This is a genomic window from Bacillus sp. BR3(2024), from assembly GCF_039134555.1.
In the GTDB taxonomy this organism is placed as follows: domain Bacteria; phylum Bacillota; class Bacilli; order Bacillales; family Bacillaceae_G; genus Bacillus_A; species Bacillus_A cereus.
Map to the genome: position 1 here is coordinate 4,617,376 of NZ_CP152433.1, position 25,712 is coordinate 4,643,087.

Consider the following 25,712-nt stretch of genomic DNA (forward strand, 5'->3'; position numbering starts at 1 on the left):
AAAAAAACATCGTAATATGTACGATGTTTTTTCGGGTGTGTGTCTCAATATTTACATGTTACTTTCGCGTGATTTGGAAGTAGAACGGGCCGGAGCGATAACTAATTGTCTCGGCTCAGTTTTCTTGAAGTGATTTTTGACGTTACACTTACGACGTTGAACAACCCACGCTTTAATAGGGTTTGTTAAAATAATCTTTTGCTCTTCGTTAGGGGCCTCTTCTTCAAACCTACAACTTTCGCTCCATTTATTCCATTTCATTGTAAATTTAGAAGAAGAATGATCATCTTCACGATCAAACAAGTGCAAAAAATCCATTTTTCCATCTAGCATTACGGTGTTACTAGTCGCTAAAAAAGAAAAGGTCGTCCAACGTTTCTCCATGCCCTCCTACTCCTTTTTCACATATAGAGTGCCTAAAACTTAATTTACCTAAAATATGCTTGCCTTTTACCTTACACCCATAGTTTATCCAAAATGCTATTATGCAACTATCGATTTGCCTTACAACTACCTTACATTTTTGTAAGAAACAAAAAAACCTTCACTCTATATAATGAAGGTTTCTTACTTGTTATCTATATGATCTCTCATATCATCAAGTCCAGCTTCTTTTAGCTGCGACATCATACCGTGCGAAATTGCTCCTAACACTAAAGTCATTCCAATTAATGAAATACGAATCGCAGGTACATCAATTACGTAAGCCAACAGGCCAAGAACAATTGTTAAAAGTAATGCTTTTATAAATGTTACACTTGTGTACTGTTTCTTCTTCATCATATTCACCCTTTATGGAAGCGTTTTCTTAATATAATTAGTATATCATATCATCAGATGATTTTGTCGTTATCTTTGTAAAAAATTACTATCTCCTTTGACTTTTTCTATTCTATCCTTTACAGTCGAAATGTTCATAAGTTTTACACTGTAGGAGGATTACAATGAATATTGAAATAAAAGACACTTTAATTTCTGAAGAACAATTACAAGAAAAAGTAAAAGAACTAGCACTTCAAATCGAACGTGACTTTGAAGGAGAAGAAATCGTAGTCATCGCTGTACTAAAAGGATCTTTCGTATTCGCTGCTGATTTAATTCGTCACATTAAAAACGATGTAACAATCGACTTTATTTCTGCATCTAGCTATGGAAATCAAACAGAAACAACTGGAAAAGTAAAACTATTAAAAGATATCGACGTAAACATTACTGGCAAAAACGTAATTGTCGTAGAAGACATTATCGATTCTGGTTTAACACTTCACTTCTTAAAAGATCACTTCTTTATGCATAAACCAAAAGCGTTAAAATTCTGTACGCTACTTGATAAACCTGAGCGTCGTAAAGTGGACTTAAAAGCTGAATATGTTGGCTTCCAAATTCCAGACGAATTCATCGTTGGATACGGTATCGACTGTGCGGAAAAATATCGTAACTTACCATTTATCGCTTCAGTTGTAACGGAATAATATAATAAAATAAACTTTCATCAATTACTGGTGGAAGTTTATTTTCTATCACAATTCGTAAAAGACAAAGGGAGAGAAAAAAATGACAAAGACAAAATTTGAAAAAGTACTCCTCATCGTAAATCCGAAAGCTGGTCAAGGTGACTTACATACAAATTTAACAAAAATCGTACCACCTCTTGCCGCAGCTTTTCCTGATCTACATATCCTTCATACGAAAAAACAAGGTGATGCAACAAAATATTGCCAAGAGTTTGCTAGTAAAGTAGATTTAATTATCGTCTTTGGTGGGGATGGAACAGTATTTGAATGCACAAATGGCTTAGCACCTCTCGAAACTAGACCTACACTTGCAATTATTCCAGGTGGAACTTGCAACGACTTCTCTCGCACACTTGGTGTTCCGCAAAACATTGCAGAAGCGGCAAAACTTATTACAAAAGAACATATAAAACCAGTTGACGTTGCAAAAGCAAATGGACAACATTTCTTAAACTTCTGGGGGATTGGTCTCGTATCTGAAGTATCAAACAATATCGATGCAGATGAAAAAGCAAAGCTTGGTAAAATCGGTTACTATTTAAGTACAATTCGAACTGTAAAAAATGCTGAAACATTCCCAGTAAAAATTACTTATGACGGACAAGTATATGAAGACGAAGCTGTCCTTGTCATGGTTGGAAATGGTGAATATCTTGGTGGTATTCCATCCTTTATTCCAAACGTAAAATGTGATGACGGAACACTTGATATTTTCGTAGTCAAATCAACAGGTATTCAAGCATTTAAAGATTACATCGGAAAGAAACTATTCGAGGATTCAAATGAAAATGACATCTTCCACGTAAAAGCGAAATCCATTCATATTGAAACGAAAGAAGAAAAAGAAGTAGATACAGATGGAGAAAGTTCGCTTCATACACCTTGTCACATTGAATTATTACCAGGACACTTTACGATGATTTATAATCCTGCGGTTGTGTAAAGAAAAAAACGAGTGCTAGCACTCGTTTTTTTCTCTTCTAATCTAGTTATGTCGTTGAATCATTTCTTCTATTTCTTTAACTCTTTCTAAAGTAATTCCATTCCTTTGTTCGATCGCTAAAGGATGCTCGGTTGGCTCTAATTCAACATACGGTGCCGTTCCAACTTCTCTTATATGTACATTTGTTTTTAAATTTAATGTTTCTGGATAAAATGGTATTTCTACAGATAACCAACCAAAATAAGGATCACTATTTTCTCGGCCTCTCTCATCCCACTTTTCTAATACTTCATCATAACTTTCTTTACTAAGTGATACCCAAACAGTCCATGTGAAATTTTCGTGGTAATCAATGATAGGAATCTCTAAACATCCTCTAATAAAATAATGTTCATCATCCATTACACAAAGATCTGATGTTAAATGGAAGCGTTCCTCTCTTTCATGGGGCGCTACCTCGTAATAATAATATGGTGCTTCACTTCCGTAGCATAGAGGTAGTGCAAAACGATGCATTTGTACTTTTTCTCCGGATTTTCTTCTTCTTTTCATTTATTATTCTTTCTCCTATCCTTTTCAGTCACAATCAAACTCTATCCAATTTCTCCAATGCGTATTAGCATTAGCATTTTCATTCACAATAACACTTGGATCTTTCTTCTCTATTGCAGCGGCTACTGATTGGAAGAATTCATTTTCACTTACTTTTTCGTCTTCAACATGTTTCCATTCTTCCGTTTCATACGCTAGTTCCCAATTACCTTCTAAACCGAACTCTTCTAAAATCTCTTCTTTACTCCACCATAATAATGTTCTAACTTCTTCATTAGTAGCAAGCATACGCATAAAGTATGTTGGATAATGCTCTGTCGTTTGTACTTCTATTCCATTATTTATATAATCCTCTTCTGTAAATTCATATTCAAAATGCTGCTCACGAATTTTTAAACTGCCGTTATAAATATTCGGCATAAATTCACCTTCATCATTAAATAACTCATAATTGCCATCATTTAATTGTAAAATGCAATCATCACCCATTGAATGAGTAATTCTATCTCCATATACTTGAATATCATTACATACACCTAATGAACCTACACCAACAAGTTGAAACACCATTAACCAATCCTTAGTATCTTTAAAGAAAAGAGAGAATTTCACTTGCGAAATATCCATATATTCATTATCAAAGGCAGGAAATTCATAGTTACTTTGCTTTTTATCTAATAGTTTTAAAATATCTTTTTGCATATGTATCATCTTCACCCCGATATAAACAAAAATATTTTTTTAATTTCACTAGAGTATAACATAACCATACTTACCTGTGACATTCTAATAAAACTACTAAAAAATAGAAGAATGGCTTGTTTGCATACTCTAGTTCTTTTTATGTACAATGAAGGAAAGAAGTACCTTCATATAAGGGAGAGGACAAACTTTGTTCAACCAACAGTTAGTTAATTTACGCATTGATTTTGCATTTAAACAATTGTTTGGTACGAATGGTAGCGAAGATATTCTAATTGCATTTTTAAATGCTATGTTACAAGAGTCTTTAGAGTCGCCCATTGCTTCTCTACAACTAGAAGATCCACATTTACACAGGGAATATGAAGAGGATAAGTTATCTATTTTAGACATTTCAGCGACATTAGACACAGGAACAAAAGTTAATGTAGAAATACAAGCGCGACAAGAAGTCGCTTCATAATAGTGCGTATCCATAAGGATACGCTATTCTAGTTGTCAAGAATATTTCCACCCAAAACAGCGTTGCCAGTAATGGCAGGGTTGGTTGCATGAGGGAATGCATAAGGAAGCGATGAACGTACATTCAATCCGTGCTAGGGAAAGATGAGAAAGGTAAACGACAGTGAATCTTCTTAAGCTTCGTTACTACAAATCTAATGAAAGACGTTGATACATTGGAACTGCGGATTAGAAAAGTGGACTTTGTATGCTACTGAGAGACAACCTACATATCCGTCGGAGTAGAAGAAGGTACCTTCCCTCATCGTATCTATTAGAAGTGGAACTTGGTAAGCCCTATATAATCTGTACGTTGTACAGTAAGGATGTCGTAAGGCAAAATGACGTTATAGAGGGTATGGGATGTTGGAAAAAGCGAAAGTCGCAAGGTCGAAAGACAACAGGAACTCATAACTGTGCGAATAGCATCCAGGGGAAAAAAAACTAATGATGCAACCCGAAAGGGTGCAGACTTCCAACAGGTCTTCAACACGAAAAAAAGCGAAAAAAAACTTCTGCCGAAAGGAAGGAATCTAGTTATGGATACAGCTCACAAGGCGTCGGCTATTCCTTCACTTACAGATTGGTTTACAATTCAATGGAAAGAAATCGAAAGGTATGTAAGGAAGTTACGACAACGAATTTTTCGTGCCAAACAACAAAACCAAAGTAGAAGAGTAAGAAAATTACAACGTCTTATGCTTCGGAGCAAAGCGAATCTATTGTTATCAATTAAAAGAGTTACACAAATAAACCGTGGGAAGCGCACAGCGGGTATTGATGGAGAACGTATATTATCACCTAGGTCTAGGGGAGCATTGTTTCATCAAATGAGTTCCCAAAATATCAAATTACATCGCCCGAGAGCAGTAAAGCGCATACACATTCCGAAGAAAAATGGAAAATTACGCCCGTTGGGCATTCCGACAGTTAAGGATAGAATTTGGCAGAATATCGTCAGAAACGCCCTGGAGCCGGAGTGGGAGGCAGAATTTGAACCCATTTCGTACGGATTCCGTCCAAAGCGTAGTGCGCATGATGCCATAGCGAATATCTTTAATAAACTAAACTCCAAAAGCAAAAAAGTTTGGGTATTTGAAGGGGATTTTGCAGGGTGTTTCGATAATCTCAATCATGAACACATCTTAGAGAAAATTCAAAACTTCCCAGCAAAAGAAATTGTTAGAAGATGGTTAGCATCTGGGTATGTAGATAATCAAGTGTTTCACCCTACAACAGCAGGTTCTCCTCAAGGAGGAGTGATTTCACCTCTCTTGGCTAATATCGCCTTACATGGTATGGAGAAAGAACTCGGTATTAGATACAGTAAGAGTAACACAAAAAGACAAGGTACTATCTATAATATTCATGTCAAATGTACAAAGGCAATGGTTCGCTACGCAGATGATTTTATCATCGCTTGTCAAACCAAAAAAGAAGCCGAATCCTTGTATCGAGAGTTAGTACCATATCTCGAGAAACGCGGAATTACATTAGCAACAGATAAAACCCATGTTACTCACATTACTGAGGGTTTTGATTTTCTAGGTTTTCATATTAAACAATATGTGCAAGACAAGAATAAATTGTTAATAAAACCGTCAAAAACAAGCATTCAAAAAGCTAAGAAGAAAATTAAAACAACTTTCCAAAACTTGAAAGGGAAACCTGTTTATACGCTATTAACAAACCTAAATTCAATAATCCGGGGGTATGTGTATTACTGGAGACATGTAGTATCGAAAAAGGTGTTTTCATCGATTGATTACTTTATATGGGGAAATGTTGTACGACATGTAAAACATTTGCATCCAAAGAAAAGTTGGAAATGGATTGTAAAACAATATTTTCGAAAACCTAAGCATGGAGGACATGATAAATGGGTTCTTACCTGTCCAAAGACACAGTATCAAATCTATAAAATGGTTTGGACCCCCATTGTAAGGCATATTGGGATAAGATACAAAAACAGCCCGGATAATCCTGAACTCTCTGATTATTTTGCCAAACGAAATAAAAAAGATTTTGAGAACAATAATACGCTAACTCGAATCAAGATTGCAAAGAAACAGAAATATATCTGTCCAATGTGTGAAGAGGCTCTACAAAACGGAGAAGCACTAGAAATACATCATAAAGTTCCTAAAGTGTACGGAGGAACAAATGAATATGGTAATCTTCAACTTCTACATACATCTTGTCACATTCAACTCCATCAAAAGCATCCTATCTTTCGAGAGAGAGCATATATTTACAAGAAAGTGAACAAACATATTTCACTAACGCCTCGAGAAAGAATCCAGGTAATAGAATGGCGTATGATGGATGAAGAACGACTAGCTGTTTGGGATAAAAAGAAGGCTTGAGCCGGATGTTTGGAAACGGACAAGTCCGGTTCTGAGGGGAGAAAGAGTCCGCGAGGACTCCGACTTACCCGACCTCAATAATAATCACGATATGGTTAAACGCAGTTTATATTATTGGGGAAGGCTATACACATCTCAACTACAAAAAGGGATGCCCTACAGTGCACTTCACAAAACCATCACCATAAACTTACTAAACTTCGCAATGTTTTCGGAACACCCAGCCTTCCATACAACGAGCGTATTATGGAATACACAACAAAAAAAAATCCTGAGTGAAGACATAGAAATCCACATTATAGAAATTCCAAAGTTAACTGAACAATGGCATGAAGAAAAAGTAAATCCGTGGAAAGATCCATTTGTTCGTTGGCTTTTATTGCTTTCAGCAAATGAGGATGAGCACTTAACTAAACTATTGGAGGATATTGCTATGAACCAAGACCCTATTTTACAAAAAGCGATAAATAAATGGGAACGTATGAGTCAAGATTCATCTTTCCGACAAGCCTATGACGCAAGGGAGAAAGTTTTAATGGATGAAGCAGCAAAATTCGCCCATGCAGAGACAGAAGGAATAAAAAGAGGAATGGAACAAGGAATTAAAAAAGGACTTGAAAAAGGGCTTGAAAAAGGGCTTGAAAAAGGCATTGAAAAAGGCATTCAACAGGGGAAAATTCAAATGATTAAAAATATGTATGATCTTGGTATACCACTTGAAACGATTGCTAAGGCAAGTAAATTAAGTTTGCATGAGATTGAGCATATTTTAGGACATAAATAGCCATGAAAAAAGAGCTTGAATAGTTTCAGCTCTTTTTTTATCAACTCTCCTCAATATCATCCAATTGAGTCTTATAACACTCATCACACTCTGGCCTCGTAGGAAGAATCCCTCTTTCATCAGGTAATAAAACCCTCAAAACTTCTCGATCCATCTCTGCGAAAGACTTTATAATAATGGGATATCCTTCAATAATATTCGTATACTCAATCCCTTGTTCAAACTTTTTTCCGCTCTTTATTTCTTCTATTATGGAACAAAAAACACTATGCGCGACTTCAGGATCCATATTTAATGTTATTTGTAAATCTTGATGATTAAGGTTCTCTCTTAGACCATTAGTATGATAATTAGCATGGATGCCATCAATATCTTCTGCTAATATGCTATGCATGTACCATCCATACTCTTGTAGCATATTTTCTTCCCATTCATCTGCATCCTCTTCTAAATCTTCATCAAACAAATCCGAATCATACCACACGTCCTCGTAATCTCCAGCAATTAAAAATCTCCAACCAGGTGGTAACCCTAAATACTTCTTTATTTCAGGTGCCCATTCATCAATATGTTGAACGTGTAAAGGAAGAAAGAAATCTTCCTCTGTCCCCATTTCTTCACCAGCCCAAATGTACCAACCTGTCGTTCCGTTTTCTATAGGCATTCGTAACCCATTAATCGGAGCGATACTATCTTTCACATTTTGTGCTATTCCTAATTTCAATTCATTCGTGGATTCTACATACTCTGCTTTATATTTATCACATATACTCATCTGTTCTTTTATGTATTTTTCCATCCTTTTAGCACACTCCCAAATTTTTGAAAGATAGATTTCTTTGCCGAAGCACTCTCTAACTTCCATACCCCACACGGGTTATAAAATGGATCCTCTTGCTCATAACGTTCATCTATATAATGAGATACACGATACACTGGAGCACCTTCTGTGAAACTAATTGTATCTCCATCTTTCAAATTAGGTTTTTCCAATATATTATGTAGGTTAAAATCATTTAATAAATCTACAGCTACTTCCGGATCTATTCCTCCGTCTAAAACAACGTCTGGTAGATTAAATGCCTGCATTCCACATGAATAATAATCGTCCTCTTCATCTCCGACTAAAGTTACAAGATGTGAATACATAGGGAAGATTTCCTTATCCTCTGCAAGCTCTTGCCATTCCTCTTTCGAATAAGCTACACCTGCTGTTTCAACTTTTAAAGCAAGCCCACCTGCATTTAAAAGTTCCATTCCTACATCAATCACTTCTTGTAACCTCTCTGTATCGTCAACTTTCGCAATAACATACACTGTATAAGTATGCTTCTCTAACTCTCGAAGCAATTCTTCATCAAAACGCTCACCACCTGCATAGAAGAAAGCCTCTCTCAAAGAAGGGTCTTGTTCATATATATCAATTTCAAAGCCAATCTCTTTCTCCTTATGTTACATAACATTTCCTGCTAATATATAGTTACTTTTACTCACAACTTCTTGTATTAATTCTGTTCTATCTTTCCATAAACCAGGTACTCCAATAACGATTTGTGTCTCCATCATATGCACTCCACTTCTCATCTATTTTCAATCTATTCTTTCAATCTTCCAAACTAAATTAGCTGGGATATCTTTCTCTAAAAAGGTTAACATCCATACAGTTTTTCCTTTATCATTCATCAGTAGCACTTTATGATTTAACTTCCAAGCCACTTCACTAACATGATGAAATATCTTTGTTAATAGGCCTTAATCAATTTCAAGCCAACCCATTCCCATAGAAAGAAATAACACTCCATTTAAATACCATTTTCATGCACACCTCATTTTAACTAAAAAAAGCGAAAGAGAACATAATTTTCACTACGCTCTCTTTCGCTTTTTCAAAAACTGTATACCTTATTTTCATTTACTAACAATCCTGAAATAAGAACGAACTGTTAAGCAATAATAACCAATATAAATAACACTATACACCCCGATGCTAATTAGTAACGGAACTGCAATTTCATACGGAATAACTGTCGCTAATCCTTTGAGCGCAAATAAAGTGTGTAATATACCAACTACTAAAGGAATAAAGAAGATAAATCTCATTTGCTTCGCAATGGCTTTTTTCATTTCTTTTTTCGTGACACCGAGTTTTCGAAGAACGATGTAATGTTCACGATCTGCATGTGCTTCTGTTAATTGTTTGAAATAAATAATAGAGCCTGTTGCAAGTAAAAATACAAGTCCTAAGAATATACCACTAAACATCATTAACCCTGACGTTTCAATACCGCTGCGGAATATTGTATAGAAGTCACTGAATTCCTCTCTTCCTTCTGCATCTTCTTCCGATATTACTTTCTTTAATTTCTCCGTTAACACTTTACTATTTCTTTCGTCTTTCACATCAATATTTTTCACAGTATGAGAGCCAATTGTCTTCTTTGCTTGCTCATACACTTCATCCGGAACGACAACTAGAAGTTCATATAAGTTTGTAATGTTTTTTGCTTGTACATCTTTCACTTGTACTGGTGCTACTTCTTCAATTGGGAATGTAGCTTTTCGATTTTTATATACGCCACTATCTCTCTTACCTTCACTGTACATGCCATCAAATGCATACAATTCGTTCTTCTTTAAATCTAGAGTTTCTTCATTTAAATATTTTGCGATTGTATTAAATGATGATTGCGCGATAAGTTCTGTTGTTCTTGATTGTAATGAAGTGCCATCACCGTATTCTCCTACTACTTTTACCGTCTCTAATTCATATTGATGAATGACTTCATTCTGTCCTTCTTTTAAAATCTCATTTACTTTACGATCTAATTCCATATCTTTCTTTTCATAAGAATAACTAACTGGATGATATTTCTTCGCCTGCATATATGTGTTGTAATACATCGTTACAGAAGTTCCAACCGCCGTTAACGTTACTGCGCTTAATACGGCAATTGTTGCTAACGATTTTGCATTTCCTTTAATGCGGTATAGTAACTGAGACGTCGTAACCATTTTCATTCCGTTATAAAATGCGGATTTTTTATTTCGCACTCTTTTTAATACAAAAACGGTAAAGAACATAAATAATAAATACGTTCCAAGTACTGTCGCTAATAAAATGTAAAGTGCAAGGGGCATAAAGTTATCACCGCTCACATTTTTAATAGCCGTTACTGACAAGAAATAACCTGATCCAATTAATAATAAAGAAATGAAAGCCATTATTTTCGAACCTTTTGGCATGACTTCGCCTTCGTTATCTGCACGGAATAGCTCGATTAACTTAAATTGATAAATAACGCGGTATCCTTTAAACGATGTGTATAAAATGATGAGACAAAAAATAACTGTTGTATCTATAACCGCTCCAACTGGTACTTCAAAATGAACATTTACATGTAGCTCTAACATATTTAAAAGTAGCTTTAGGAATCCTTTTGAAAGTAAACTACCAATTACAATTCCGATTACTAATGATAATAAACCCATTAACATATTTTCATAAAACAGCATTTTACCTATTTCTTTTTTTCGAATACCGAGTAAAGAATAAAGACCTATTTCTTTCTTACGCTTTCGTGTAAAGAAACCATTCGAATATATAATAAATATTGCAAGGAAAATAATGAGCATTACGCTCGCAAGCTGGAATCCTCGTCCAATGTTATCTCCAGCTTCACTTATTTGTGAATTGTATTGCAACGCCTTAAACGTAAAATAAATGACAATGCTAAAAATCATGGAAGCAAAGTATATAAAATAATCTTTAAAATTTCGTTTTATATTACGAAGGGCGATGCTAGATAAGCTCATTTGCCGCACCCCCAGAGATTGAAGACATCATATCAATAATTTGTTGGAAGAACTGTTTTCTTGTCATCTCTTTGCGATGTAATTCTTTATATAACTTTCCATCTTTAATAAATACAACTCGTTTACAATAACTTGCCGCAAACGCATCATGCGTTACCATTAAAATCGTTACAAGATCTTTTTCATTTAATTTCTTCATACTTTCTAATAAATCCGTCGCTGACTTCGAATCAAGCGCACCAGTTGGCTCATCTCCAAAAATCATACTTGGATTTGTTACAATCGCTCTTGATGCCGCGCAGCGTTGTTTTTGTCCGCCTGAAGCTTCATACGGATACTGATTTAAAATATGATCTATCCCAAACTTCTTTGCAATCTCCTCAACGCGAGATTCTACTTCTCTCGCCTTCACCTTTGATAAAGCAAGTGGCAATGCAATATTTTCTCGCACTGTTAACGTATCTAATAAGTTATAATCTTGAAAAATAAATCCTAAATGATTACGGCGAAAAAGTGCCAATTCATCATCATTCATCTTCACAATATCTTTTCCATCAATTAAAATCTCACCTTTTGAAGCCGTATCAATAGTAGAAAGAACATTCAAAAGTGTCGTCTTACCAGAACCAGACGGTCCCATAATACCGACAAACTCTCCTTCTTTCACTTGCAGTTGAATATCTTTCAACGCTTCAAACGTATTCCCGCCTGTATCATATATTTTCGAAATCCCTTTCGCTTCTAACATTGTTTTCATCTATTTGTACCTCCTGTTATAATTCGTGGTGTTCTCTTTAAGCAACAGAATTCAGTATAGATACATTTTCTTAACAAATAGTAATGGGGTTTCTTAATATTTTCTTAAAAAGAAAAATCCAAAATCATAAGAATTGATTTTGGATTTAATATAGTTAAAATATTAAATTACATTTCGAACAAAAAGGAGCCGAATTCCCTTTTCTAATTTTCGCATCACATTTTGGGCAATATACATATCGCTCTTCTATCATTTGTCGCTCTATCATATGTAAGGATACTATTCTCATACTGCACATAATCCCAATTAATATAAGGCTAACAATGAGTAGCATACCTCTCGCCCTCCCCCTTTATCATTTTACCATAAAATAACAAACCCGATTCTCTCATCTAGAACCGGGTTTATACTTACAATCCTAACTTCACCTTCGCGCCATCAGGAATTATTTCTTCTTCTATTTGTACCTTATCGTGCACAGACTTTCCTCTCGTAATTACATGCCAGTAGGAACCTTTTTGCAATGTATCCACTCCATCAATTGTTATCTCTTTTTCGTTTCCATCCTTATCATATGTGTTCACTGTGTATGCACGGCCTTTATTTCCACCTAAATCTTTTCCATCGTTATCAATTACCGCATAACGATATTCTAATTTAAGAAACGGATTCATGGAATCTACTGTAGCACTCCCATTTAACAAATATGCCGCTCCTGCTATGATGACAAGTAATGATCCTAAAATAAATCTTTTCATCTATATTCCGCCTTTCATTATGTTTTTCTATAAGACCTTTCTAAGTATAGAGAGCATTTCTTAATAAAAACTCGTGCGGTTTCTTAACTTTTTCTTAATGTCACAGGGCTTTGCATCAGCACTTCGATAAATAAAGCCATATTAATAATAAAAGGAGGCTGCCGCCTCCTTTATTTACTCATCACTGTATTTCTTTTTTGTCTGTAAAAATAAAACACACTCACAATCAATGCAATACTCCCGCCAAAATACAAACCATACTCTATCGCAGCTGCTACAATCCTTTCAATATGTTGTCCAAATAAAGAACCGAGCAAAAAATAAACGAGTGTCCAAACAAATCCTGTCGTATAGGAATACAAAGCATATATCCGAAATGACATGTTATTCATCCCAACTAAATATGGTACGATATGTCTTACAACTGGTATGAAATAGCTTGTAACTAACGCGTACTGTCCGTATTTATCAACCATTTCTTGTGATTTCATCAAATACTTCGCTTTTTTCTTTTTCATTAATTTATGGAGTACCTTCGTTCCAAAAACCTTCCCTAATATATATCCTAAAGAAAGCCCTGATACAACACCTAAATATGTTAATACGAATGAAGGAACAACACTTAATATACCTACTGAAGATACGAAACCACCACTCATAACAATCATTTCATCTGGAATTGGCATACCGATAATCCCTAACCATAAACAGAAAAATAAAGCCCAATAACCGTATTGTTCAATATAAGATAATAATTCATGTAATTCCATTATGCATATGCTCTCCTTAGTTCTTTTTTGCAACTAAAGACGTAGGCTGGCGGGAAATTGAGCCATACTTTTTCTAGTGTAATTTCAGGGAAGAAATGCTGTATAAACCCTTTTTTCACAAGTGAATATTGAAATGTAATGAACTCACCATTCTCATGTATCGCTTCCATCGCATTATTTAAAATGCGCTTTGAAACTTCTTCTGGTAAAGAAGTGAAAGGCAACCCTGATAAAACGTAATCAATGCCTTCTATATTGAGCTCCTCCATATACTTCTTTATATTTTCAGCTGAACCGTGTACAACAATGACATTCTGCTCATCTTTAAACTTTCTTTTTAATTCTTTGAAAAATACTTCATTAATTTCAATAAGAAGAAATATCGTTTCCTTCTTTTTTCTCTTCATAATCTCTTTCGTAAAAACCCCTGTGCCAGGCCCTAACTCTACAATACATTTCGCTTTATTAAAATCAATTACATCGACCATTTTCTTTGCTAATATTTTTGAACTTGGCGCAATTGCACCAGTATGTTTTGGATGCTTTATAAATTCATGTAAAAATGTAATGAGCTGCATGTAAACCTCTCCTCATTCGTTCGATAGTTTTTAACTTGTGTCTAAGTATAACTATCGTTTCTTAATAAAAATTGAGGAAGTTTCTTAAGATTTTATGAAGAATAAAAAAAACAGCTATCGCGTGTAGCGATAGCTGCCCCTTATTACTTCGCACTCACGATCTTATAATAAGAACGAACCGTTAAGAAGTAATATCCAATATAGATGACACCGTATACTCCAATACTAATGAGAAGAGGCATCATAATTTCAAATGGTAATATATTTGATAAACCTTTTAGTGCAAATAAACTGTGTAAAATACCGATTACTAACGGAATAGCGAAGATAAAGCTTACTTGTTTTGCGATAGCTTTCTTCATTTCTTGCTTCGTTACACCAACTTTATGAAGGACAATGTAACGATCACGGTCAGCACTTGCTTCTGTTAATTGTTTAAAGTAAATGATTGAGCCTGTTGCTAATAGGAATACTAATCCTAAGAATAACCCAATAAACATCATTAAGCCTGTCGTTTCAAGCCCCATTTGGAATCCTGTATAGAAATCGTTAAATGGTTTTAAAACTTCTGATTCTCCAGCTGGCATAATGCTTGCTAATTTTGCTGTTAACTCTTTACTATTTCGCTCACCTTTTACATCAATATTTTTTACAGTACGCGTTTCGTTTACTTGTTTCACTTGCTCATATGTTTTATCAGGAACGATTACAAATAGTTCATTTAAATTTGTAAGGCTTCTATTATTTACACCTTTAATTTTTAATTCTTTTGACTCATTTCCAACAGGGAATACAGCTGTATTTCCTGTATAAAGAGGACCAAAATCAAGTTTCTCAATATATAAGCTATCATATACGAAAGCTTCATTCGCACTCAAATTTACAGGTTCTACATCTAAGTGTTTCACATGTTTATTAAAGCTTGATTGAGAAATAAGCTGGTACTGATTCGTAACATTATAGTGTGTGTTCAGAACTTGATCAGCTCTTTCACCTTTAAATGTTCCTTTCACAGGAATCATTTCAACTTCTGATTCATATGTGACTGGGTGATTATTCTTCTCTCCAGCAAGTATTTCATTTACTTTTTTATCTAATGCTGCATCTTTTTTCTCATAGGAATAACTATACGGCGCAGCAACTTTTGATTGCGTAAATGTATTGTAATACATCGTAACTGACGTACCAACCGCTGTTAATGTAACTGCACTTAAAATAGCGATTGTCGCCAATGATTTCGCATTTCCTTTAATACGATATAGTAACTGCGATGTCGTTACCATATTCATACCATTATAAAATGCTGACTTATTATTTCTTGCACGTTTCAATACAAATACTGTGAAGAACATGAACAGTAAATAAGTCCCTGCTACTGTCGCTAATAAAATATATAATGCAACGACCATAAAGTCTGCATACATAACTGCTTTCATGTACATTAGCGCTAAAAAATAACCTGAACCGATTAAGACAACTGAAATTAATGCCATAATGACAGACCCTTTTGGCATTGTTTCTCCTTCACGTTCTGCGCGGAAAAGTTCAATTAACTTAAAGCGATAAATTAAACGATATCCTTGAAGTGATGTATATAAAATAATCACAAAGAAAATAATTGCTGTATCAATAATAGCAGCCATCGGTACTTCAAAATGAACATTTAAATTTAATCCCATCATATTTACTAATAACTCAAGGAATAATTTCGAAAGGACACTACCAATCGCAATCCCGATTACTAATGACATTAATCCCATTAACATATTTTCATAAAAGAGCATTTTACCAATTTGTCTTTTACGAATACCTAATAACGAATATAAGCCAACTTCTTTTTTACGTTTACGTGTAAAGAATCCGTTCGAATATATAATGAACACTGCTACGAAAATGATAAGCATCACACTGGAAACTTGGAACGCTCCGCTAATCTTTTTAGAAGCTTCTGCTGCTTTTTCCATTTGTGAATTATATTGCAGTGCTTTAAATGTAAAATAAATAACGATACTAAAAATCATAGATGCGAAATATACAAAGTAGTCTTTAAAGTTCCGCTGTATGTTGCGGAGGGCAATGCTAGATAAGGTCATCAGCCATACCTCCAGAAATAGAAGACATTACGTCAACAATTTTTTGGAAGAACTGTTTACGCGTTGATTCACCACGGTGCAATTCTTTATATAGTTCACCATCTTTAATGAAAATAACTCGTTTACAATAACTTGCTGCAAATGCATCATGCGTTACCATTAAAATTGTTGAGTTATCATATTCATTTAATGACTTCATACTTTCAAGTAAATCTGTTGCAGATTTAGAATCAAGCGCTCCAGTTGGCTCGTCTCCGAAAATCATACTTGGATTCGTAACGATTGCACGTGATGCTGCGCAGCGCTGCTTCTGTCCACCAGATACTTGATATGGGAACTGACTTAAAATATGATCAATACCAAATTTCTTTGAGATTTCAAGAACGCGGCGATCAATCTCACTCGCTTTCACCTTTGATAACGCAAGTGGTAAAGCAATATTCTCTTTCACTGTTAACGTATCTAATAAGTTATAATCTTGGAAAATGAAGCCTAAATGATCGCGGCGGAATAACGCTAACTTATCATCATTCATTTTCACAATATCTTTTCCATCAATTAAAATTTCACCGTTCGTCGCATTATCAATTGTAGAAAGAACATTTAGTAAAGTCGTCTTACCAGAACCAGAAGGTCCCATAATTCCAACGAACTCACCTTCTTTTACTTGTAAGTTAATACCTTTTAACGCTGCAAATTTATTACCACCCGTGTCATATACTTTTTCAATATTTTTTGCTTCTAATACTGTTTTCATCTCGACATCCCTCATTTCTTCAATTCTCTATTTTCAACTATATACACTCTCTACTCTTGCCACTATCGATGTTTCTTACACAAACATGACAGTTATGTAAGGCACATAAGTAAAGAAATCAAAAAGTTAACGTAATGAATTAAAGTACTTTGTTACTATAACATTGGGATATCATACCATCCATTCATTCTCCTTACAGGAACATTACAATTTTGTAAGGTAAAAAATGCACCTACAAAGTTGTGCACGAAATGTCGGATGGAGCTATTTCGTTCCTGCTATTCTATGTACAGAGGAGGTCATAATATGGATTCACTTAAAAATATGAATGCTGCAATGCAGTATATCGAAAACAACCTTACACATGAAATTGATTTTAAAGAAGTCGCAAAAATAGCTTACTGCTCCGAATATCATTTCAAGAGAATGTTTTCTTTTTTAGCTGGCATATCACTATCAGAATATATTCGCTGTAGACGTCTTACTCTCGCTGCCTTTGAACTAAAAAACAGCAATGTAAAAGTCATTGATATCGCTATAAAATATGGATACAACTCACCAGATTCATTCGCTCGTGCATTTCAAAACTTGCACGGTATAACACCTTCAGAGGCCCGAAATAGTAGCCATTCTTTGAAGGCTTATTCACCAATGACCTTCCAATTATCCATTCAAGGAGGAAATGAAATGAACTATCGAATTGAAGAAAAAGAGCCATTTCGAATTATAGGTATTACAAAACGAGTACCAATCGTTTTTAACGGTGTAAATGAAGAAATTGCTTCTATGTGGAAAAGTTTAAACCCAGAGTCTATTCAAACATTAAAGTCCCTTTCGAACATTGAACCTACTGGAATTATTAGTGCTTCTACTAATTTTTCTGAAGGAAGAATGGAGGAAAAAGGAGAACTTGATCACTATATTGGAGTAGCCACAACAAAGGATTGTCCAGAGCAATTCGCGCAACTTGAAGTCGCAGCTTCAACATGGGCTATATTTGAAGCTGTCGGTCTATTTCCTGATGCATTACAAAATGTGTGGGGGCGTATTTATTCTGAATGGTTCCCTTCTTCGAACTATGAACTAGCGGAAGGACCGGAAATATTGTGGAATGAACAGAAAGATATATCTTCTCCAAACTTTAAAAGTGAAATTTGGATACCGGTTTTGAAGAAGTGATTAAAAAAACAAAGCTGCTCTTCCCTAAAAGGAAAAGCAGCTTTATTTACATTTTCAACTCTTCTTTATAAATACTATATGACTTTATTGTTGATACGATAATACATATTAATATGATTCCAATCCCCATAAAAATATTAAATGGATCTGGAAGCAAAGCCCCGGCATATATACAAAGTGAACCTATTACAAATACCCTCGAAGCAAATCTATGTGTTTTTCTCCAAACTACAGGATTTTCTAATGTCCAGTCCATTCGGATGCCTACTAACCCGTTCGGCTTCGTTTGTTGCATGCAATTACCTAGTACAAGAAACAATGTTCCAAGTCCAAAATTAAATGCAATTGAGCCCGATGCAATATAATTAGACGCTGCTAATAGTGCAAATATGTTACATCCAAATCCGATAAAGAGAATGGCATAATTAATCGCTGAAAGAACTTTGGATTGCTGTGTAGACTTATCTTTTATGAATCCAAAAACTAGCCATATCATATAGAGCACTACCATACTACCTATCGAGAATGAACTTGCTTCTATTTTAGAAAAATATCCATCTACTACTCCTGCTGCATTATAATGGCGTGGAATTTGTTCTGGTAAATATGGCCATACAATATACCATCCAATTGCAATGCCAATAATTAAACTCCATGGTAATACGTGTCTTTTCATCCTCTCTCCCCCATAATTTTTTATTAGGCCCCTATTTCTTTTTTATAAGCAATATATGAATATCCCATCGTTAATCCTACTGCACCAATAATAATTCCAACCATTACGAAAGATTTCCACGTTACTGGTGCAAAAACACTTAAAATCATAATGATCCCCAATGCAACAAACACCTTTCCGCTAAAACGGTGCGTTTTTCTCCACACTTCTTCGTTACTTAATGTCCACGGTGTTTTTATACCTACAAAGTAGTTTGGTTTACATTGTGGTAAATAGTTTCCGATGACTATAAATAAAATACCCACTAATAATTCCGGCACGCGATTAATGAATAAATTGTATCCTAATCCACTTGTAATAATATCTATATTCCCTACAAATAGTAGCAGTAGTATCCCGTTATTCATCATCATAAAAGCTTTAGAAAACTTCTCGTAGTTCGCTTTCTTTGGATCAATCTTTGGTAACACGTTTAGAAAAATATATAAAACAATCATAATTCCAACCATAGAAAGCATTCCATACAATTTAGAAGAATATCCATCTACTTTACCGCCGCTCCAATGCGTTGCAATTGTATCCGGTAAATGTGGCCAAGCAAACGCCCAAGCTAAACAAGTTATAACAATTAATAAGATTGCAAAAAGATGCTTTTTCATTTCCCCTCTTCACCCTTATTCGTAAATGTAAACACCCAAGTCAATAAATCTTGAAAGACCGTTGTGTTTAAAGAGTACATAACGAATTGCCCTTTCTTTTCATCTTGAATAAGTTCAGCATTTTTAAGTGCATTTAAGTGGTGTGAAATACTTGGTTTTGTCATATTGAAATGTTCAGCAATCTCACCAGCGGTTAGATCGCCTTCTTTTAATAAGTCTAAAATTTTTCGCCTTGTTGGATCTGCTAATGCTTTGAATGCTTGATTCAATGTCTTTCTTCCTTTCGATAATTAGACATTTAGATATTTATCTAAATATTAAACCAATTACCGTTATTTGTCAATTTCATCCAGCGCCCTTTTTACTTTTCTCACTTTTAACCTATACTGTTTACTAGCTTATCTTTCAACATAATGAAAAGACTTGAAACACATGATACACTATAGCTACAATTGTTTTTTTGAGGAGGAATATACATATGTATAAAATTTTAATCGTTGAAGACGATCCAAATATTTCATCATTACTGCAATCTCACATTCAGAAGTACGGTTATGAGGCTGTGGTAGCGGAGAATTTCGATGATATTATGGAATCGTTTAACGCAGTGAAACCACATCTTGTTTTACTTGATGTAAACTTACCGAAATTCGATGGTTTCTACTGGTGCCGTCAAATTCGTCATGAATCTACTTGTCCAATTATTTTCATTTCAGCGCGTGCTGGTGAGATGGAACAAATTATGGCAATTGAAAGCGGTGCGGATGATTACATTACAAAACCATTCCACTACGACGTTGTAATGGCAAAAATTAAAGGACAATTACGCCGTATTTACGGTGATTATGCACCAAATATTTCTGAACGTATCGTTGAAGTAGAAGGTTTAAAACTATTCCCTGAACGTCCAGAAATTCATTTTGGATCTGAACAAGTTCTTTTAACGAAGAAAGAGGCAATTTTAGCAGAAATGTTATTATCTAAATTCCCTCGTACAGCGAGCCGTGAAGATTTATTAGCTGCGCTTTGGGATGACGAAAGTTTCGTTGAGGAAAATACATTAAACGTAAACATTACACGTCTTCGTAAAAAGTTTAATGAGCTTGGCATTGAGAACTCTATTGAAACAGTACGTGGACTTGGATATCGCTTTAACGCAACTTGGAGTGAATAAGCATGAAGCTATTTTTACGTGATCATTTTGCATTTTTTCTACTGTACGTATTAAACTTCGGTATCATTTTCGTTCTTTATGATGCAGTAGACGGATTTCAAAATAATAAATTTTACTTCGTCGTTTTAAGTTTATACTTATTTATTTGTTTCCTCGCTTATCGTTACGTTCGCAATCGTAGAATGTACCATAGATTAAGTGAGCAACCAGAAAAAATGGAAGATGCGTTTATTGAAAGAGCAACTGCTCCGATGCCTCACGGTGTCAATGAACTCGTACGTACGCAGTACCGTCTATTCCAAAAAGAACTACAATCGTATGAAGTAAAACAACAAGAACATCAATTATTCATTAACCATTGGGTACATCAAATGAAGACACCTGTTTCTGTTATGCAGCTTATGGTGCTAGAAATGGAAGACGAGCATTTAATTCCAAAGTTTAAAAAAGAATTAGAGCGTCTAAACCAAGGACTTGATATGGCTTTATACATGGCTAGGTTAAATAACTTCCATGAAGATTTCCATGTCGAGACGATTTCATTAAAAGATACGGTAACAAAAAATATTAACGGATTAAAAGAACTATTCATTCGTAATGGTGTCTTCCCTGTTTTAGAAGTCCATTCTGATTTAAAAGTTGCTTCTGATGCGAAATGGCTAAAATTTATCATCTATCAGTTAATGACAAATGCTGTTCGTTACTCTGGGGAACGCGGAAAGAAGGTATTCTTATCTGCTTACCGAAACGGAAAAGATATTATTTTAGAAGTTCGCGATGAAGGTGTTGGTATTCCGCAAGAAGATATTCGAAGAGTATTTGAACCATTTTACACTGGGAAAAACGGTCGCGCATTCGGAGAATCTACTGGTATGGGCCTTTATATTGTAAGTAAAATTTGTGATTATTTAGGTCACTCTGTCAAACTAGATTCTGAAGTTGGTAAAGGAACGACGATTAAAATCATCTTCCACAACGCTGCAAATAATCAAGCAGAACATACGGAGAAGGTGACCGAAGCATGATCGTAACATATGCAAGCAAAATGTATGAGAACTCACTCTCATACATTTTTTGCAATACAACTACTTCTATATCTTCTAGCCGGAGGTATAATCTATGACATTTTGGCAATTTGCATTTAAAAACGTCACGCGCAACTCAAGAGCTTATTTTGCTTACTTTGTAAGTAGCTCCTTTTCCATTGCTGTGTTCTTTTCGTTTGCTGTTTACTTATTCCATCCGAAATTACAAAACTTTGACATGACCTCTGAAATTTCAGGATTAATGATATTTTCAGAAGTAGTAATTGTATTTTTCTCTTTCTTCTTTTTACTATATTCCATTGGTACTTTTTTAAAAGTTAGAAAAAAACAATTTGGTATTTTGACCATTTTAGGAATATCGAGAAAACAATTACATCGTCTTATTTTTATGGAGAATATGTTAATCGGGATTTTATCTATCTTTTTCGGCATGCAGTTTGGAGTTGTTTTTTCTCAATTTTTCTTATTAGTAACAGCCAAACTTACCCATGTTCCAGGAATATATTTATACGGGCCTACTAACGCGTTTATTTTAACAACCATTGTTTTCCTTAGTCTTTTTATCATTGTATCTGCATTCACACCAATGCTTATTCGTACAAAAAAAGCAGTACACCTTTTAAAAACAAATGGTGGAAAACAAAAAGAAAGAAAACCATCCATACTTGTTTCATTATTTGGTGCGATTTGTTTATTTGGTGGTTATGCGTTAGCTGGAAATCCTAAATATTTCGTATCAGTAAGCCCGCAAATCGGTGTTATATATATGGTTTCAAGTATTTTCGTTATCCCAACGCTTGTTACAATTGGAACATATTTCTTCTTTTCACAAATTAGTTTCTTACTTATTTATATTTTAAAGAAAAGAAGGAAGTTTTATATGAAACGGATTAATATGCTTTGGATTTCGGATTTAGCGAGCCGTATTCGAACGAATATTAATATGCTGTTTATTGTAGCGATGCTATCTACAATTGCTTTCACAATGATTACGTTTCTATATGGATTCGGGAAATTTATTAAGCTAGAGGTGAATAGAACTTCTCCTTTTCCAATTTCTTATTTTTCTTATGATGCGAACCCTTTTGTTACAGAGCATTTAAATTGGCTTGAGCAACAATTACAAAAAGAGCATTTCCCCTATCAAAAAATAAAAGCTGATATATATGAAACACCACTAAAAGAAGATAAAGATATAGCTATTTATAATGACGTATACGCAATTAAGCAAAGTGACTATAACAAACTTGCAGATTCTTTACGAATGAAACAACTATTTATGGATGATAACGAAGCATATGTGCTAACAGGGACATCTTATAACACCATATTCAACGAATTTGAGCAAAGCTACAAAAGAGATTACATTACACTCTCTAGTACAAATACGAAATTACGAGTGAAAGGCTATGAGCATGTGAATGCAATTCCATCTGGCTTTTCATATCAAACGATAGTTTTGCCTGATGTTATCGTAAATAACTTACCTAGCACCGTAAAGCATATATCAGCATACAATTACAAAATTCAAAACTGGGAACAGACATATGAAATTGCTGATAATTTTATAGAAAAAGTGCAAAAAGATCGAAATAAATCCCAGTATGAAGGACCTCTTATTCGTTCCTTTGAATCAGCAGGATCGTTATACAAAATAACATCAGGCAGTGCTGCATTTTTCCTAATTGGGACATTTTTAGGAGTTATTTTCTTCATTGGAGCTGGTAGCGTTCTTTACTTTAGAATGTATACGGATTTGACGAACGAACAAGAGAAATATATAACGATTTCTAAAATCGGTGTAACAGATACAGAGATGAAACGATCTGCAACCATTCAACTTAGTATTTTATTTTTCATTCCTTACATTATGGCATCCATTCATACAATGTTTGCAACAAAAATGCTACAAGATGTAATTGGTTTATCTCTGTTCAAAGAGGTTTCAGCCGTTCTTATTATTTTTGGATTCGTTGAAATCGTATTTTTCATATTCATTCGTTCACTTTATATGCAAAAATTATCACAATACACGAGTGGACAAAATATTTAAAACAAACTTGATGAAAAGAGTATTTCTTATGCTCTTCTCATCTTCACCCTATCAGGAGGTTCAGGTGAATGACATTTTGGCAGTTTGCATTTAAAAACGTGACGCGGAACGCCAGAGCTTATTTCGCCTATTTTGTAAGCAGTGCGTTCTCCATCGCAATCTTTTTCTCATTTGCAGTTTATTTATTTCATCCTAAATTGCATATGACAGACGTGAATTATTCTCTGAACATATTAATGACAATTTCAGAAGTTGTCATTGTGTTCTTTTCATTTTTCTTTTTACTGTATTCAATCGGGACCTTTTTAAAAGTACGAAAAAAACAGTTCGGGATTTTAACAGTACTTGGCATATCTCAAAAACAATTAAAGCGACTCATATTTATAGAAAATATGTTAATTGGTGCTCTTTCTATATTTTTTGGCATTCAACTTGGAGTTGTCTTTTCACAGTTCTTTTTATTAGTTACCGCCAAAATTACACACGTACCTGGTTTATATTTATATCCGCCTACAAGTGCTATCGTTTTAACTATCATCATCTTTCTTGGGCTCTTCATTCTCGTATCATCTTTTACACCGATGCTCATTCGTACGAGAAAAGCCGTACGTCTTTTAAAAGAAGGAACACAACAAAAAGAAAGAAAAGCATCCGTGCTCATCTCTCTATTTGGTGCGACGTGTTTAATATGTGGATATGCGTTAGCCGCAAATCCGTTGTATTTTATGTCGCTAGGTGACATCATTGGGCTTTTATACGCCGTCTCTAGTATATTTGTCATCCCATCGCTTATTGCAGCTGGAACATACTTTTTCTTTTCACAAATTAGTTTTTTACTTATTCGTATTTTAAAAACGCGAAGAACGTTTTATATGAAACGAATTAATATGCTTTGGATTTCGGATTTAGCAGCGCGCATTCGGACAAACATTAACATGCTCTTTATTGTAGCGATGCTATCAACACTCGCTTTTACAATGATTACATTCTTATACGGTTTTGGGAAATTTACAAAGTTTGATGCAATTAGACAAAACCCTTTCCCGTTTACGTATTTATCGCATACTGAAAATACATTAGCTGATGAACATTTAAACTGGTTAGAGCAGAAATTTTATGAAGGGCACTTTACTTATACAAAATTTAAAACGGATATATATGAGGTATCTTCAGCTGAAGATAACACGCAGCTCTATTACGCAATTAAACAAAGTGACTATAATGTACTTGCTAAAGCATTAAATTTGGAAAAACTCACGGTAAATAAGAATGAATCTTATATTCTTATGAAAGACTTAGATGATCAAGTTATTGGAACACTTCACAATGAAGAAAAGAAAAATACTCTTACACTTACTCAAAACAATTTACAACTACAAGTGAAAGAATATAAAAGTTATAGCCCATTCCCAAACAGCTTAATATACCAATTACTCATACTATCTGATGAAAATGTAGAAGCCTTATCCACAGTTTCCAAACAAATGAGTGTATATAACTTCAAAGTTACAGATTGGGAAAAAGCACATAATATCGGTTCATCGTTTATAACAAAAATCCATAACGATAATGCAGCTATTCAAGCAGAGCACCCACCTTTCCATGCAAGTGAAGCGAGCGATTCTCTATATAAGAAAAAACTAAATGTTGCCTCATTCTTCTTAATTGGTACTTTCTTAGGTGTTATTTTCTTTATCGGTGCTGGTAGTGTTCTTTACTTCCGAATGTATACAGATTTAACAAATGAGCAAGAAAAATATATAACGATTACGAAAATTGGCTTAACTGAGACTGAAATGAAACGTTCAGCGACAATTCAGCTTGCGATTCTTTTCTTCGTGCCTTACATTATGGCATCAATCCATACGATGTTTGCGACAAAGATGCTACAAGAAATATTACATCTCTCGTTCTTCGCTGAAATTACAGTCGTACTTATGATTTTTGGAACAGTTGAAATTTTATTTTTCCTTTTAATTCGTTCCTTTTATATGCAAAAATTATCACAACACATTAAGTTTTAAAAAGTAGAAAGGT

At 34.5% G+C, this 25,712-nt stretch carries 25 protein-coding genes and 2 pseudogenes; 10 read left to right on the forward strand and 17 right to left on the reverse strand.

Annotation, left to right across the window (positions count from 1 at the left end; genetic code table 11):
- Positions 1-51 precede the first annotated feature (51 nt).
- Positions 52-384: a hypothetical protein gene (locus V7S45_RS23840; protein WP_000415613.1), complete on the reverse strand. Its 333-nt coding sequence runs from the start codon at positions 382-384 to the stop codon at positions 52-54.
- Between the two features lie 183 nt (positions 385-567).
- On the reverse strand, positions 568-783 hold the full coding sequence (locus V7S45_RS23845) for a hypothetical protein (protein WP_002041936.1): 216 nt from the start codon (positions 781-783) through the stop codon (positions 568-570).
- A gap of 161 nt (positions 784-944) precedes the next feature.
- Between V7S45_RS23845 and hpt the strand changes: the two genes are divergently transcribed.
- Together hpt and V7S45_RS23855 are read left to right on the forward strand one after the other, a co-directional pair.
- Complete coding sequence (gene hpt / locus V7S45_RS23850; RefSeq protein ID WP_001019304.1) at positions 945-1,472, forward strand: hypoxanthine phosphoribosyltransferase; 528 nt, start codon at positions 945-947, stop codon at positions 1,470-1,472.
- Positions 1,473-1,554: 82 nt separating this feature from the next.
- Complete coding sequence (locus V7S45_RS23855) at positions 1,555-2,457, forward strand: YegS/Rv2252/BmrU family lipid kinase (RefSeq protein WP_000167897.1); 903 nt, start codon at positions 1,555-1,557, stop codon at positions 2,455-2,457.
- A 42-nt stretch (positions 2,458-2,499) separates the two neighbouring features.
- Here the strand turns inward: V7S45_RS23855 and V7S45_RS23860 are convergent, their stop codons facing one another.
- Both V7S45_RS23860 and V7S45_RS23865 read right to left on the reverse strand, forming a co-directional pair.
- Complete coding sequence (locus tag V7S45_RS23860; protein WP_342761519.1) at positions 2,500-3,009, reverse strand: DUF2199 domain-containing protein; 510 nt, start codon at positions 3,007-3,009, stop codon at positions 2,500-2,502.
- A 24-nt stretch (positions 3,010-3,033) separates the two neighbouring features.
- Positions 3,034-3,711 (reverse strand): hypothetical protein, encoded by a 678-nt coding sequence (locus V7S45_RS23865; protein WP_088344262.1) that lies wholly within the window; start codon positions 3,709-3,711, stop codon positions 3,034-3,036.
- Positions 3,712-3,901: 190 nt separating this feature from the next.
- Between V7S45_RS23865 and V7S45_RS23870 the strand changes: the two are divergent.
- The 3 genes and pseudogenes from V7S45_RS23870 to V7S45_RS23880 all read left to right on the forward strand — a co-directional run.
- Positions 3,902-4,150, forward strand: a pseudogene (locus V7S45_RS23870) (Rpn family recombination-promoting nuclease/putative transposase); the annotation flags it as partial.
- A gap of 601 nt (positions 4,151-4,751) precedes the next feature.
- A complete protein-coding gene (ltrA, locus tag V7S45_RS23875) occupies positions 4,752-6,578 on the forward strand; it encodes a group II intron reverse transcriptase/maturase (protein WP_257115727.1) in 1,827 nt (608 codons plus the stop codon).
- 31 nt (positions 6,579-6,609) lie between these two features.
- Entirely contained in the window at positions 6,610-7,362 is a 753-nt protein-coding gene (locus V7S45_RS23880) for an Rpn family recombination-promoting nuclease/putative transposase (RefSeq protein WP_342761916.1), read from the forward strand.
- Positions 7,363-7,402: 40 nt separating this feature from the next.
- Here the strand turns inward: V7S45_RS23880 and V7S45_RS23885 are convergent, their stop codons facing one another.
- The 10 genes and pseudogenes from V7S45_RS23885 to V7S45_RS23930 form a co-directional block, all read right to left on the reverse strand.
- Positions 7,403-8,161, reverse strand: a complete 759-nt coding sequence (locus V7S45_RS23885; protein ID WP_088344266.1) for a DUF4262 domain-containing protein — start codon at positions 8,159-8,161, stop codon at positions 7,403-7,405.
- Positions 8,146-8,925, reverse strand: a pseudogene (locus V7S45_RS23890) (DUF4261 domain-containing protein). Before V7S45_RS23890 ends, V7S45_RS23885 begins: the two are co-directional and overlap by 16 nt.
- A gap of 345 nt (positions 8,926-9,270) precedes the next feature.
- The gene (locus V7S45_RS23895) at positions 9,271-11,175 is read right to left on the reverse strand and encodes an ABC transporter permease (protein WP_342761520.1); all 1,905 of its coding nucleotides are present in this window, start codon (positions 11,173-11,175) and stop codon (positions 9,271-9,273) included.
- On the reverse strand, positions 11,162-11,932 hold the full coding sequence (locus V7S45_RS23900) for an ABC transporter ATP-binding protein (protein ID WP_342761521.1): 771 nt from the start codon (positions 11,930-11,932) through the stop codon (positions 11,162-11,164). Before V7S45_RS23900 ends, V7S45_RS23895 begins: the two co-directional genes overlap by 14 nt.
- Before the next feature lie 154 nt (positions 11,933-12,086).
- Positions 12,087-12,266, reverse strand: coding sequence for a hypothetical protein (locus V7S45_RS23905; RefSeq protein ID WP_000924676.1), 180 nt, complete (start codon positions 12,264-12,266; stop codon positions 12,087-12,089).
- Positions 12,267-12,342: 76 nt separating this feature from the next.
- Positions 12,343-12,690 (reverse strand): YxeA family protein, encoded by a 348-nt coding sequence (locus V7S45_RS23910; RefSeq protein WP_000819387.1) that lies wholly within the window; start codon positions 12,688-12,690, stop codon positions 12,343-12,345.
- 170 nt (positions 12,691-12,860) lie between these two features.
- Complete coding sequence (locus tag V7S45_RS23915; protein WP_088344268.1) at positions 12,861-13,460, reverse strand: DedA family protein; 600 nt, start codon at positions 13,458-13,460, stop codon at positions 12,861-12,863.
- Positions 13,460-14,038, reverse strand: a complete 579-nt coding sequence (locus V7S45_RS23920; protein WP_025686759.1) for an rRNA adenine N-6-methyltransferase family protein — start codon at positions 14,036-14,038, stop codon at positions 13,460-13,462. The genes V7S45_RS23915 and V7S45_RS23920 overlap by 1 nt, the downstream gene beginning before the upstream one ends.
- Before the next feature lie 143 nt (positions 14,039-14,181).
- Positions 14,182-16,131: an ABC transporter permease gene (locus V7S45_RS23925; RefSeq protein WP_088344270.1), complete on the reverse strand. Its 1,950-nt coding sequence runs from the start codon at positions 16,129-16,131 to the stop codon at positions 14,182-14,184.
- Entirely contained in the window at positions 16,118-16,888 is a 771-nt protein-coding gene (locus V7S45_RS23930) for an ABC transporter ATP-binding protein (protein WP_000859655.1), read from the reverse strand. Before V7S45_RS23930 ends, V7S45_RS23925 begins: the two co-directional genes overlap by 14 nt.
- A gap of 306 nt (positions 16,889-17,194) precedes the next feature.
- Between V7S45_RS23930 and V7S45_RS23935 the strand changes: the two genes are divergently transcribed.
- Positions 17,195-18,067, forward strand: a complete 873-nt coding sequence (locus V7S45_RS23935) for an AraC family transcriptional regulator (RefSeq protein WP_025686761.1) — start codon at positions 17,195-17,197, stop codon at positions 18,065-18,067.
- 46 nt (positions 18,068-18,113) lie between these two features.
- Here V7S45_RS23935 and V7S45_RS23940 read toward each other — a convergent pair whose 3' ends face one another.
- From V7S45_RS23940 to V7S45_RS23950, 3 genes are read right to left on the reverse strand one after another with little or no spacing between them, the layout of a single operon-like run.
- The gene (locus V7S45_RS23940; RefSeq protein WP_000820671.1) at positions 18,114-18,743 is read right to left on the reverse strand and encodes an SdpI family protein; all 630 of its coding nucleotides are present in this window, start codon (positions 18,741-18,743) and stop codon (positions 18,114-18,116) included.
- A gap of 23 nt (positions 18,744-18,766) precedes the next feature.
- Complete coding sequence (locus tag V7S45_RS23945; RefSeq protein ID WP_000716357.1) at positions 18,767-19,402, reverse strand: SdpI family protein; 636 nt, start codon at positions 19,400-19,402, stop codon at positions 18,767-18,769.
- Positions 19,399-19,671, reverse strand: coding sequence for an autorepressor SdpR family transcription factor (locus V7S45_RS23950; protein WP_001070523.1), 273 nt, complete (start codon positions 19,669-19,671; stop codon positions 19,399-19,401). Before V7S45_RS23950 ends, V7S45_RS23945 begins: the two co-directional genes overlap by 4 nt.
- Before the next feature lie 209 nt (positions 19,672-19,880).
- On the opposite strand from V7S45_RS23950, the gene V7S45_RS23955 reads away from it, so the two are divergent.
- The 4 genes from V7S45_RS23955 (at position 19,881) to V7S45_RS23970 (ending at position 25,699) form a co-directional block, all read left to right on the forward strand.
- On the forward strand, positions 19,881-20,576 hold the full coding sequence (locus V7S45_RS23955) for a response regulator transcription factor (RefSeq protein ID WP_000276738.1): 696 nt from the start codon (positions 19,881-19,883) through the stop codon (positions 20,574-20,576).
- A gap of 2 nt (positions 20,577-20,578) precedes the next feature.
- Positions 20,579-21,601: a sensor histidine kinase gene (locus V7S45_RS23960; protein WP_000765341.1), complete on the forward strand. Its 1,023-nt coding sequence runs from the start codon at positions 20,579-20,581 to the stop codon at positions 21,599-21,601.
- Between the two features lie 94 nt (positions 21,602-21,695).
- A complete protein-coding gene (locus tag V7S45_RS23965) occupies positions 21,696-23,675 on the forward strand; it encodes an ABC transporter permease (protein ID WP_000145051.1) in 1,980 nt (659 codons plus the stop codon).
- 68 nt (positions 23,676-23,743) lie between these two features.
- The gene (locus V7S45_RS23970) at positions 23,744-25,699 is read left to right on the forward strand and encodes an ABC transporter permease (RefSeq protein WP_342761522.1); all 1,956 of its coding nucleotides are present in this window, start codon (positions 23,744-23,746) and stop codon (positions 25,697-25,699) included.
- The last annotated feature ends 13 nt before the right edge of the window (positions 25,700-25,712 follow it).

Excerpts from the sequence above, each read along its gene's own strand:
- V7S45_RS23965 (WP_000145051.1), top strand. The coding sequence starts at position 21,696 with ATGACATTTTGGCAATTTGCATTTAAAAACGTCACGCGCAACTCAAGA.
- V7S45_RS23915 (WP_088344268.1), bottom strand. The coding sequence starts at position 13,460 with ATGGAATTACATGAATTATTATCTTATATTGAACAATACGGTTATTGG.
- V7S45_RS23910 (WP_000819387.1), bottom strand. The coding sequence starts at position 12,690 with ATGAAAAGATTTATTTTAGGATCATTACTTGTCATCATAGCAGGAGCG.
- V7S45_RS23855 (WP_000167897.1), top strand. The coding sequence starts at position 1,555 with ATGACAAAGACAAAATTTGAAAAAGTACTCCTCATCGTAAATCCGAAA.
- V7S45_RS23945 (WP_000716357.1), bottom strand. The coding sequence starts at position 19,402 with ATGAAAAAGCATCTTTTTGCAATCTTATTAATTGTTATAACTTGTTTA.
- V7S45_RS23925 (WP_088344270.1), bottom strand. The coding sequence starts at position 16,131 with ATGACCTTATCTAGCATTGCCCTCCGCAACATACAGCGGAACTTTAAA.
- V7S45_RS23840 (WP_000415613.1), bottom strand. The coding sequence starts at position 384 with ATGGAGAAACGTTGGACGACCTTTTCTTTTTTAGCGACTAGTAACACC.
- V7S45_RS23885 (WP_088344266.1), bottom strand. The coding sequence starts at position 8,161 with ATGGAAAAATACATAAAAGAACAGATGAGTATATGTGATAAATATAAA.
- V7S45_RS23955 (WP_000276738.1), top strand. The coding sequence starts at position 19,881 with ATGTATAAAATTTTAATCGTTGAAGACGATCCAAATATTTCATCATTA.
- V7S45_RS23845 (WP_002041936.1), bottom strand. The coding sequence starts at position 783 with ATGATGAAGAAGAAACAGTACACAAGTGTAACATTTATAAAAGCATTA.
- ltrA (WP_257115727.1), top strand. The coding sequence starts at position 4,752 with ATGGATACAGCTCACAAGGCGTCGGCTATTCCTTCACTTACAGATTGG.
- V7S45_RS23940 (WP_000820671.1), bottom strand. The coding sequence starts at position 18,743 with ATGAAAAGACACGTATTACCATGGAGTTTAATTATTGGCATTGCAATT.
- V7S45_RS23935 (WP_025686761.1), top strand. The coding sequence starts at position 17,195 with ATGGATTCACTTAAAAATATGAATGCTGCAATGCAGTATATCGAAAAC.
- V7S45_RS23920 (WP_025686759.1), bottom strand. The coding sequence starts at position 14,038 with ATGCAGCTCATTACATTTTTACATGAATTTATAAAGCATCCAAAACAT.
- V7S45_RS23860 (WP_342761519.1), bottom strand. The coding sequence starts at position 3,009 with ATGAAAAGAAGAAGAAAATCCGGAGAAAAAGTACAAATGCATCGTTTT.
- V7S45_RS23905 (WP_000924676.1), bottom strand. The coding sequence starts at position 12,266 with ATGCTACTCATTGTTAGCCTTATATTAATTGGGATTATGTGCAGTATG.
- hpt (WP_001019304.1), top strand. The coding sequence starts at position 945 with ATGAATATTGAAATAAAAGACACTTTAATTTCTGAAGAACAATTACAA.
- V7S45_RS23895 (WP_342761520.1), bottom strand. The coding sequence starts at position 11,175 with ATGAGCTTATCTAGCATCGCCCTTCGTAATATAAAACGAAATTTTAAA.
- V7S45_RS23970 (WP_342761522.1), top strand. The coding sequence starts at position 23,744 with ATGACATTTTGGCAGTTTGCATTTAAAAACGTGACGCGGAACGCCAGA.
- V7S45_RS23930 (WP_000859655.1), bottom strand. The coding sequence starts at position 16,888 with ATGAAAACAGTATTAGAAGCAAAAAATATTGAAAAAGTATATGACACG.
- V7S45_RS23960 (WP_000765341.1), top strand. The coding sequence starts at position 20,579 with ATGAAGCTATTTTTACGTGATCATTTTGCATTTTTTCTACTGTACGTA.
- V7S45_RS23900 (WP_342761521.1), bottom strand. The coding sequence starts at position 11,932 with ATGAAAACAATGTTAGAAGCGAAAGGGATTTCGAAAATATATGATACA.
- V7S45_RS23865 (WP_088344262.1), bottom strand. The coding sequence starts at position 3,711 with ATGCAAAAAGATATTTTAAAACTATTAGATAAAAAGCAAAGTAACTAT.